An 11057-nucleotide genomic window follows, 5' to 3' on the forward strand; every position below is an offset into this window, starting at 1 on the left:
GGCGCGGTGGATCTCTCACCGCTCAAGGAGAGGGCCACCGCGCCGCCTCCGCCTCCTGCCGGTGGCGACGGCGCCGCGCCCGGTGCCCTCGCCCCGATCGTGGACGTCACCGAAGCGACGTTCGAGACCGAGGTGCTGCAGCGTTCGATGCAGGTGCCCGTGATCGTCGACCTGTGGGCCACCTGGTGTGAGCCGTGCAAGCAGCTCTCACCAGTCCTCGAGAAGCTCGCGAACGAAGCCGGCGGTGCGTGGGTCCTCGCGAAGGTCGACGTCGACGCGAACCCACGCATCGCCCAGGCGTTCGGTGTGCAGTCGGTGCCCACGGTCGTCGCGATCGCCGCCGGGCAGCCGCTCGCCGACTTCCAGGGCGTCCAGCCCGAACCCGCGCTGCGTCAGTGGCTCGATGCCATCCGGAACGCGGTCGCCGGCAAGCTGTCGGGCCCGCCCGGCGCCGAGCCGGAGGAGCAACCCGTCGATCCGCGTTTCGAGGCTGCCGAGCAGGCGCTCGAGAACGGCGACTTCGAAGGCGCCGAGGCTGCCTACCAGCTCGTCCTCAATTCCGAGCCGGGCAACACCGAGGCTCGGGCCGCTCTGCGCCAGGTGCGTTTCCTGGCCCGCGCGAGCATGCTCCCAGAGGATGCGGTCGAGCGGGCCGATGCCGCGCCGTCCGATCTGGAAGCACAGTTCGCGGCGGCCGACGCCGAACTGTTCGCGCAGCAACCCGAGGCGGCGTTCGGTCGTCTCATCGAGTTCGTGCGTCGCAGCGCCGGGGACGAACGAACCGCGGCACGCACCAGGCTCCTCGAACTGTTCGAGTTGTTCGACGCCGCCGACCCGGTCGTGGTGGCGTCGCGTCGCAAGCTCGCGATGGCGCTGTACTGATCCGTCATCGGCCCGTCGTACCGGCCGCTCACCTCCAGGGTGGGCGGCCGGTGTCGTCTCAGCGGTAGCGCCCGCTGCAGGCCGCCTCGCCACCGAGGACCCCGGTGCGGAAGGCGTCCACCCGCGCGAACCCGCTCGGCACCGTGTTGCCGTTGACGTCGCTCGCCGCGAGACCATCGGTGAGCAGACCCGAAACCGCTTCGTCGAGGTCGCCGGGGGACAGCCACACCAGCACCCGGCTCGGGTCGACGTTCGACGCGACGGTGCTGTCCGGGCTCAGCGCCGCGCTGATCACCCCGGACAGGCAGGCGGCCCGCAGTGCCGTGCGCGGCTCGGTGAGCGACTGCCCCGCCTCCTTCTGCACCGCGAGGGCGTAACGCGACGCGACGAGCACGTAGGCGTTGTAGTCACCGCGGACACCGGAATCGAACCCGCTTCCCGACGGGGCGGCCGTCCCGCGCTCCGAGAGTGCTTCCATGTCGACGCCCACGGTGTTCGTCGCGGGGCAGTACGACACCGGTGAGGTGGCCTGCGCGTCCGCGCAGGCGAGGTCGGCACCCGACAGATCGAGCCGCGGCAGAGCCCCGAGATCGAAAACCTGATGGAACGACTCGAAGATCGACTCGACCGATTCGCCGGTGACCGGCAGCTCGCCGTCGTCCGCGCTGTCGTAGTACTGCGGCAGGTCGGCGCGACGCGACTCGATCTCGGCGGCGTCGATGCGCGCACACGCGGCGGCCCCGTCGGTGAAACCGATCTGCACGGCCGTCACGCGTTCGAAGGCGGAGCCGTGGATCGAGTCGGGATCGTTCGGGTCGACGTCGCGGAAGAGCACCATCGACGCGAGCACGTTGTTGAGCCCGTCCGAGGTGTCGAGCTGGAAGTGCGTCGCGCGTCCCTCCGCGACGTGCCGCATGAAGGCGCCGGCGAAACAATCGGCCTGCTGCTCGAACACGATGCCGGGATCGTCCTCGGCGACCAGACCCGCCGTGTGCTGGACGGCGTGCCCGTACTCGTGGGCGAGGACCGTCACCGCCGCCATCGGACCGAAGCTGTCGATGAGCTGCGGCATGAGGAAGGTGCGGTCCCAGCCGATCTCGTCGCCGCCACTGCAGTAGGCCGCATTGATGAAGTCGTAGGTGGGTTTGCCGCAGAACCGCGGACCCCGTCGTTCGGACGGATCCCACGACACGATCGTCTCGACCGGGCGGAAGGTGCCGCGGGCGACGGACGCGAACTCCTGACGCCAGTACTCCTCGATATCGGCGATCGCGTTGCCGGCGAGGACGTCGACGGGGCCGCCGTCGGTGTTCTCGATCTCCACGGCCGCATCGGGCACCCCGCTGCGCGGACCCGACGCCCCGGAGGTGACGGGCAGACCCGCCACGGTGAAGGGGTTGTCGTAGATCGACACCGCCGTTCCTTCGATCTGCTGGGCGCATCCCGCCAGCAGGACGACGGTCAGTGCGGGCACCACCAGTCGCGTGAACCGGTGCGTCCGTCGCATGTCGTTGTGCTCCTGTCGTCGGGCAGCGTCACCTCCGCAGCGACAACCAGATCGCGCCGTGCGCAGGCAAGGTCACCCGAGCCGATGCGGGGCGTCCGTGCCACGAGTGCTCGCCCGCCTCCACGGCACCGAAGTTACCTGCTCCGTTGCCCTGGTAGTCGGTGGCGTCCGTGTTGAGGACTTCCTCCCACGTGCCCGGTTCGGGCAATCCGACACGATAGTCGGCGTAGGTCGTGCCCGAGAAGTTGTGCAGGCACGCGACCACCGAGCCGTCGCTGCCGTAGCGCAGGAACGACAGGACGTTGTTGTGGGCGTCGTTCGCGTCGATCCACGAATACCCGCCGGGTGTGGTGTCGAGCGTGTAGAGCGCCGGATGCGAGCGGTAGATGCCGTTGAGGTCGCACACCAGACGGTGGATGCCGGCGTGGAGCGGCTCGTCGAGCTGCCACCAGTCGAGCCCGCGTTCCTCCGACCACTCGGCGACCTGTCCGAACTCCTGGCCCATGAACAGCAACTGTTTGCCGGGATGCGCCCACATGTAGGCGAGCATCGACCGCAGACCGGCGGCGCGCGTCGCGTCGTCGCCCGGCAGGCGCGTCCACAGCGTGCCCTTGCCGTGGACGACCTCGTCGTGGCTGATGGGCAGCACGAAGTTCTCGCTCCACGCGTACACGAGCGAGAACGTGATCTCGTGATGGTGATAGGTACGGTGCACCGGGTCGCGGCCGAGATAACCGAGGGTGTCGTGCATCCAGCCCATGTTCCACTTCATGCTGAACCCGAGCCCGCCCACATTCGTCGGGCGGGTCACGCCCGGCCAGGACGTCGATTCCTCGGCGACGGTGACGATCCCCGGGTAGTGCTTGTGGACGGTGGCGTTGAGTTCCTGCAAGAAGGCCACGGCCTCGAGGTTCTCGCGTCCGCCGTAGATGTTCGGTGTCCATCCGCCCTCGGGACGCGAGTAGTCGAGGTACAGCATCGAGGCGACCGCATCGACACGCAGACCGTCGATGTGGAACTCCTCGATCCAGTACAGGGCGTTGGCGACGAGGAAATTGCGCACCTCCGGCCGGCCGTAGTCGAAGACGTAGGTACCCCAGTCCAGCTGCTCACCGCGGCGCGGATCGGGATGTTCGTACAGGGGGCTGCCGTCGAACCGCGCGAGGGCCCACTCGTCCTTGGGGAAGTGGGCGGGCACCCAATCCATGATCACGCCGATCCCGGCGGCGTGGAGACGGTCGACGAACGCGCGGAACTCGTCGGGGCTGCCGAACCGGGAGGTCGGGGCGTAATAGGAGGTGACCTGGTAACCCCACGACCCGCCGAAGGGATGCTCGGCGACCGGCAGCAACTCGACATGGGTGAAACCGGTCTCGAGGACGTACTCGGCCAGCTGGTCGGCGAGTTCGGCGTAGTTCAGGCCCGGACGCCACGAACCGAGGTGCACCTCGTACACCGCCATCGGTTCCTGCCAGGGCTGCGACTTCTCGCGGGTCGCGATCCAGTCCTCGTCGTTCCAGGTGTAACGACTCTCGGTGACCTTCGACGCCGTCGCCGGCGGTACCTCCGTGGCGAACGCCATCGGATCGGCCTTGTCGCGGATCGACCCGTCGCGGCCGTGCACCCGGTACTTGTAGAGCGCGCCCGGTTCGATGCCGGGCAGGAAGACCTCCCAGACACCGCTCGATCCGAGCACCCGCATGGGGGCGGTGCGCCCACCCCAGCCGTCGAAGTCGCCGACGACGGTGACTCCGCGTGCTCCCGGCGCCCACACGGCGAACGAGGTGCCCGTCACCGGGCCGTCGGGGGTCTCGTAGGTCTGCGGATGTGCCCCGAGCACTTCCCACAGACGTTCGTGCCGGCCCTCGCTCAGCAGGTGCCGGTCGAGTTCGCCCAGCGTCGGCATGAAGCGGTAACCGTCCGCGACGACCTCGACGTGCTCGAACGGGTAGGTCACCACCAGGCGGTAGTCGGCGAGATCGAAGACGGGGATCAGGGCGCTGAAGACGTCCTCTCCCACGGGTTCGAGCGGATGGTCGCGGCCGCTGATGCGGGCGGCGACCTTCTCGGCCCCGGGCCGCAGCGCTCGGATGACCGTCCCCTCCGGGTGGGGGTGGGCGCCGAGCACCGCGTGCGGATCGTGGTGCTCACCGGCGGCGAGCAGCGCCAGATCCTCCGGTCGCGGGCTGTGGCGCCGGCGCGGCACCTCGGCGCCCGGCGTCTGGGGCGGCACGGTCACGACTGCCTCCTGTAGGCGAGCGTTGTGCGGGTGGGGATGCCGATCGGGGGCAGTGCCAGGATGTGCGCCACCGCCCGCCACGGCTCGAGGCGCACATAGTTGGCCTGTCCCCACGAGTACTGTTCCCCACTCACCTCGTCGTAAACGGGGAAGTGGTCCTGCCAGTCGTGGCCGATCGCCGGCATGTCGAGCCAGACGGTGCCCTGCTCGGCTCCGTAGGGGTTGAGATTGATCACCGTGAGCACGCAGTCGCCGGTGGACGGATCGAACTTCGAGTAGGCGATCAGGGCGTCGTTGTCGACGTGGTGAAAGGTGATGTTGCGCAGTTGCTGCAGAGCCGGATGGGCCCGCCGGATGCGGTTGAGGGTGGTCAGCCACGGTTCGAGCGACTCGCCGCGCCGGCGCGCCTCGTCGAACCGTCGCGGCCGCAACTGGTACTTCTCCGAGTCCAGATACTCCTCGCTGCCCGGCCGCACCGCGAGGTGCTCGAACAGTTCGTAACCCGAGTAGACACCCCAGGACGGCGCCAGGGTGGCGGCGAGCGCCGCCCGCAACGCGAACATGCCCGGCCCGCCGTGCTGCAGGGTTTCGTGCAGGATGTCGGGGGTGTTCACGAACAGGTTCGGCCTCGCCTCGTCCGCCTTCGCGGCGATCTCGGTACCGAACTCCGTGAGCTCCCACTTCGCGACCCGCCACGTGAAATACGTGTAGGACTGGGTGAATCCGCGCCGCGCGAGCCCGTACATGCGGGCCGGGCGGGTGAACGCCTCCGACAGGAACAGCACGTCCGGATCGGTGTGCTTGACCTCGGCGATGAGCTGCTCCCAGAAGCTCGGGGGCTTGGTGTGCGGGTTGTCGACGCGGAAGATGTCGACGCCCAGCCGGATCCAGTGCCGGACCACGCGCAGGACCTCGGCGTAGATGCCGTCCGGGTCATCGTCGAAGTTGATGGGATAGATGTCCTGGTATTTCTTCGGCGGGTTCTCCGCGTACGCGATCGTGCCGTCGGGCAGCACGGTGAACCACTCCGGATGCTCCCGCGCCCACGGGTGGTCGGGAGCGCACTGCAGAGCGAGATCGAGGGCGACCTCGAGATCGAGTTCCTTCGCGCGGGCGACGAAGTCGCGGAAGTCCTGTTCGGTGCCGAGTTCGGGGTGGATCGCGTCGTGACCGCCCTCGTCGGAGCCGATCGCCCACGGCGACCCGACGTCGTGCGGACCGGCGACGAGCGTGTTGTTCGGTCCCTTGCGGTTGATCTTGCCGATCGGATGGATCGGGGGCAGATAGACGACGTCGAAGCCCATCGCCGCGATGCGCGGCAGATCGGCGGCGGCGGTGGAGAAGTTGCCGTGCCGCGGGGTTCCGTCCTCGTGCCACCCTCCGGTGGATCGCGGAAAGAACTCGTACCACGAACCGAACAGTGCGCGGCGACGATCGGCGAACGCTGTGAACGCCCTTCCCCGCGTGACGAGTTCGCGGAGCGGATGAGCGCGGAGGATCTCGGTGACGTCGGGGGAGAAGGCGGGGGCGACGCGCTCGGGCAGCGGACGGTCGGACCGCAGCGACAGCGCGACCGCGAGCAGGGCGGGTCGGCTGCCGCGGGGAGCGCCCTTCGCGGCCTTCTCGAAGGTCCGTGCCCCGACCTCGAGATCGTTGGCGAGTTCGGTGGCATCCTGCCCGGCGTCCATCTTCGCGGTGACCGTGTGTCGCCAGGTCGCCACCGGGTCGCTCCACGCCTCGACCCGGTAGGTCCATGCACCGACGCTCGTGGGGGAGAAGGTGGCGTGGAAGGTGTCGGGTTCACTCCCGGGGACCATGGGGATCCGCACCAGTTTGCCCGCGGAGTCGGGGTCGTCGGCCGGTCCTCGGACGGCGAGTGTCGCGGCGATCGCGTCGTGGCCCTCGCGCCACACGACGGCGGAGACCGGCACCACCTCCCCGACGACCGTTTTCGTCGGATAACGCCCTCCGTCGATGGAGGGTTGTACGTCGTCGATGGCGAGCCGACCTGTCACACTAGCTCCGTTCCGTGCGGGTCCGGGTGGACGAGCAGGGCCGATGGGGGCAACGACCGTGTCTCGCACCACCGTAATGGAGGTCGCGGCGCACGGCTGTGCATGCGGCGGGACCCGCGAAGGATCCCCGGTGCCACACCGAAAATATCTGTAACTCGACGTTCACTTCTGGTGACCGGGCCGCAGGAGTGAAGGCCGCGCGGTGTGCACGCCGCGAGGCCTTCCCGTCTGCCGGGCGATCTCTGCGCGACCGGCGCGGATGCCGGTACGTGAGATCCGTCGATCCGTCACGGAGCGTCCCCGGTGGGTAGTGTGCATCCCGTGAAAGCACTGCGCCGGTTCACTGTACGAGCCCATCTTCCCGAGCGGCTGGCCGCGCTGGGAGCCCTGACCGCGAACCTGAGATGGTCGTGGCACCCGCAGACCCAGGACCTGTTCGAATCGGTCGACCCGGAGCTGTGGCGCCGGTGCAGCAACGATCCCGTCCGGCTGCTCGGCGAGGTGCCGCCCGCCCGCCTCGATGCGCTCGCCGAGGACGGCGACTTCCTCGCCCGTCTCGACGCTGCGGCGGCCGACCTCGAGCACTACCTCGCCCGCCCCCGCTGGTTCCAGGAACAGCAGGAACGCGGCACGACTCTGCCCGCCGGCATCGCCTACTTCTCGATGGAGTTCGGTGTCACCGAGGTGTTGCCGAACTACTCCGGCGGCCTGGGCATCCTCGCCGGCGACCACCTCAAGGCCGCCTCCGATCTCGGCCTGCCGCTCATCGGCGTCGGCCTGCTCTACCGCTCCGGCTATTTCCGTCAGTCGCTCAGCGCCGACGGCTGGCAGATGGAGCACTATCCCTCCTACGACCCGCAGGGCCTGCCGCTGCGCCTGCTCACCGAGGCCGACGGCACCGCCGCGCTCGTGCAGGTCGCCGTACCCGGCGGACGCACACTCGACGCGCGGATCTGGATCGCCCAGGTGGGGCGCGTGCCGCTGCTGCTGCTCGACTCGGACATCCCCTCCAACGACGAGGAGTTGTGCGGGGTCACCGACCGCCTCTACGGCGGCGACCAGGATCACCGGATCAAGCAGGAGATCCTCGCCGGCGTCGGCGGTGTTCGCGCGGTGCGTGCCTACACGCGCATCCACGGCCTGCCCGACCCCGACGTCTTCCACATGAACGAAGGGCATGCCGGTTTCCTCGGAGCCGAACGCATCCGCGAACTCGTCACCGGCTCCGGACTGGACTTCGACGAGGCGCTCGCCGCGGTGCGCGCAGGCACCGTCTTCACGACGCACACCCCCGTGCCCGCGGGCATCGACCGGTTCCCGATCGATCTGGTGCGCCACTACTTCTCGGGAACCAACGGTGAGAACGAATCGGCGCTGCTGCCCGGCCTCACCGTCGATCGCATTCTCGCCCTCGGGCGCGAGAGCAACCCGAACGTGTTCAACATGGCCCATCTCGGCCTGCGCCTCGGCCAGCGCTGCAACGGCGTGTCGAAACTGCACGGCGAGGTCAGCCGCGGCATGTTCGAAGGACTGTGGCCCGGATTCGACGCCGCCGAGGTGCCGATCGGCTCGGTCACCAACGGCGTGCACGCCCCCACCTGGGCCGCGCGCGAATGGATCGCGCTCGCCAACCGCCTCGCCGGGCCCGATCGCGTCGAGGAGGCCCGCGGCTGGGAACTGCTCCAGGCCATCGATCGCAAGGAACTGTGGTCCACCCGGAACGCGCTGCGCGCCCAGCTCGTCGCCGAGGTGCGTCGCCGGTTGCGTGAGTCGTGGATCGAACGCGGTGCCACCGACGCCGAACTGGGCTGGATCGAGTCGGTCTTCGATCCGAACGTGCTCACCGTCGGGTTCGCGCGGCGCGTGCCGACCTACAAGCGCCTCACGCTGATGCTGCGCGATCCCGAACGGCTGCGCGCCCTGTTGCTCGACGACGAACGACCCGTGCAGCTCGTCGTCGCCGGTAAGAGCCACCCTGCCGACGACGGCGGCAAGGCGCTCATCCAGCAGGTCGTGCGGTTCGCCGACGAGTACGACGTGCGGCACCGCATCGTCTTCCTGCCCAACTACGACATGTCGATGGCCCGCTATCTGTACTGGGGTTGCGACGTGTGGCTGAACAACCCGCTGCGCCCGCTCGAGGCGTGCGGCACGTCGGGCATGAAGTCGGCCCTCAACGGCGGCCTCAACCTGTCCATCCGCGACGGATGGTGGGACGAGATGTTCGACGGTGAGAACGGCTGGGCCATCCCCACTGCGGACGGCGTCGACGACACCCGTCGCGACGACCTCGAGGCCGCCGCTCTGTACGAACTGCTCGAACGCTCCGTGCTGCCGCGTTTCTACGACCGCGACCCCGACGGTGTGCCGGCCCGTTGGATCGAGATGGTGCGCCATACGCTCGAGAATCTCGGTCCGAAGGTGCTCGCCTCGCGGATGGTGCGCGACTACGCCGTCGATTACTACATCCCCGCTGCCGCCGCGGCCGCGGAGGTGACCGCCGACGACTACGCGGGGGCGCGGGCGGTGGCCGAGTACCGGCACCGCATCGACGCCTCCTGGCCGGGAGTGCGTGTCGCGCAAGTGGATTCGACCCCGATTCCGGAGGTTCCGCAGATCGGTCTGCCGCTGGGGCTGACCGCGCACGTGCAACTCGGCGACCTGGCCCCGGAGGACGTGGAGGTGCAGGCCGTGGTCGGACGTGTGGGCTCCGACGACGTGCTCAGCGACCCCGTCACCGTGCCGATGGAACACATCGGTTCCGATCCGCTGGGGGAGGAGTTCACCGCGACGGTGCCGTTGCCGCTCGCCGGCGCCGTCGGGTACACGGTGCGGGTGCTGCCCCGGCACGGACTGCTCGCCTCGCCCGCCGAGCTCGGCATGGTCGCGCTCCCGTGAGAGTCGGGACCCGCCGGGTGCTCACCCCCGCAGACGCGTGAGTGCCCGGCGGACCACCGCCGGATCGGCGGTCTCCCAGAACGGCGGCAGCGACGCGCGCAGATAGCCGCCGTACCGCGCGGTCGCCAGGCGCGAGTCGAGTACCGCCACCACACCCCGGTCGTCGGTGCTGCGCAGCAATCGCCCCACCCCCTGCGCGAGCAGAAGGGCGGCGTGGTTGGCGGCGACCGCCATGAACCCGTTGCCACCGCGGGCCTCGACGGCGCGCTGCCGGGCGACCAGCAGCGGATCGTCGGGCCGGGGGAACGGGATCCGGTCGATGATCACCAGCGACAACGACGGGCCCGGGACGTCGACGCCCTGCCACAACGACAGGGTGCCGAACAGGCTCGTCGCCTCGTCGGCCGCGAACTTCTCGACCAGCGCGCCGGTGGCGTCGTCGCCCTGGCACAGGATCGGTGTGTCGAGGCGCTGGCGTAGCGCCTCCGTGGCGGCCTTCGCGGCGCGCATCGAGGAGAACAATCCGAGTGTCCGGCCCTCGGCTGCGGTGACGAGTTCGGCGATCTCGTCCAGATGCGAAGGCGGCAGGCCGTCGCGGCCGGGTGGTGTCAGATGCTTGGCGATGTAGAGGATCCCGGCCTTCGCATGGTCGAAGGGCGAGCCGACGTCGATGCCGTTCCACGCGAGATCGCCCTTGTCGGACGGTGGTTCGGCACCGGACGCGGCGGCGGTGTCGCTGCGCGCGGGCGACTGCGGCGGTAGACCCCAGTTGACCGCCAGACCGTCGAACGATCCGCCGACCGTGAGGGTCGCGGAGGTGAGGACGACGGTGGACTCGCCGAACAACCGGCTGCGCAGGAGCCCACCGACCGACAGCGGCGCGACCCGCACGGTGCGGCGGACGTTGCCGCGGAACTCGTCGGCGGCCAGCCACACGACGTCGGGCCGCTGCGAGGGATCACGCTGCTCGAAGGTCGTGAGCACCCGGACCGCGCAGTCGTGCACCTCGTCGATCTCCGCCAGTGCCTGGCTGCGCGCGGCGGCGACCTCGGGATCGGTGCCGGGCTTGGCCGGTCCGATCGCCGTGTGCACGGCCCAGGCGGCGTCGCGGATCGAGGCCAGCGCGGCCGCGGCACCCTCGGGCAGGTCGTCCCAGCGACCCGCGGGAAGCTCGTCGAGGAACGATTCCCAGTTCTCGGCGGCGCCTTCGAGCCGGTCGATCTCCTCGTCCTCGACCAGCTTGACGCAGCGCCGCGCGGCCGCCGACACCGTGCCCGACGACAGTTCGGCCGTGGCGACGTTCGTGACGCGGTCGACGAGTTCGTGGGCCTCGTCGACGACCACGACATCGTGCTCGGGCAGGATCGAGATACCGGTGATCGCGTCGATCGCGAGGAGCGCGTGGTTGGTGACGACCACGTCGACCTGTGCGGCCTCCGCGCGCGCGATCTCGGCGAAGCAGTCTTCTCCCACCGGGCACCGCGACTTGCCGAGGCACTCGCGCGCGGTGACGCTG

Annotated in this window: 6 protein-coding genes; 2 read left to right on the forward strand and 4 right to left on the reverse strand. The window is 69.6% G+C overall.

Annotated features, from left to right (window positions below; genetic code table 11):
- Positions 1 to 882 (forward strand): tetratricopeptide repeat protein (locus R1101_RS0108955; protein WP_016933103.1); only part of this gene is annotated, 882 nt, incomplete at its 5' end.
- A 58-nt stretch (positions 883 to 940) separates the two neighbouring features.
- On the opposite strand, the gene R1101_RS0108960 is transcribed toward R1101_RS0108955, so the two are convergent.
- Genes R1101_RS0108960 through R1101_RS0108970 form a run of 3 tightly spaced genes read right to left on the reverse strand, consistent with a single transcriptional unit; the run spans position 941 to position 6643 of the window.
- Positions 941 to 2389: a neutral zinc metallopeptidase gene (locus tag R1101_RS0108960; RefSeq protein WP_016933104.1), complete on the reverse strand. Its 1449-nt coding sequence runs from the start codon at positions 2387 to 2389 to the stop codon at positions 941 to 943.
- 28 nt (positions 2390 to 2417) lie between these two features.
- Positions 2418 to 4628 (reverse strand): 1,4-alpha-glucan branching protein GlgB, encoded by a 2211-nt coding sequence (gene glgB / locus R1101_RS0108965; protein ID WP_016933105.1) that lies wholly within the window; start codon positions 4626 to 4628, stop codon positions 2418 to 2420.
- Positions 4625 to 6643 carry a maltotransferase domain-containing protein gene (locus R1101_RS0108970; protein WP_016933106.1) on the reverse strand — a complete coding sequence of 673 codons (2019 nt, stop codon included), beginning with the start codon at positions 6641 to 6643 and terminating at the stop codon, positions 4625 to 4627. Before R1101_RS0108970 ends, glgB begins: the two co-directional genes overlap by 4 nt.
- A gap of 321 nt (positions 6644 to 6964) precedes the next feature.
- On the opposite strand from R1101_RS0108970, the gene glgP reads away from it, so the two are divergent.
- Positions 6965 to 9541 carry an alpha-glucan family phosphorylase gene (gene glgP / locus R1101_RS0108975; protein WP_026003056.1) on the forward strand — a complete coding sequence of 859 codons (2577 nt, stop codon included), beginning with the start codon at positions 6965 to 6967 and terminating at the stop codon, positions 9539 to 9541.
- Between the two features lie 21 nt (positions 9542 to 9562).
- On the opposite strand, the gene R1101_RS0108980 is transcribed toward glgP, so the two are convergent.
- On the reverse strand, positions 9563 to 11057 hold a 1495-nt coding region (locus R1101_RS0108980; protein WP_016933108.1), incomplete at its 5' end, for an ATP-dependent DNA helicase.

Origin of the sequence: Rhodococcus sp. R1101 (assembly GCF_000278445.1) — a bacterium.
Taxonomy (GTDB): domain Bacteria; phylum Actinomycetota; class Actinomycetes; order Mycobacteriales; family Mycobacteriaceae; genus Rhodococcus; species Rhodococcus gordoniae.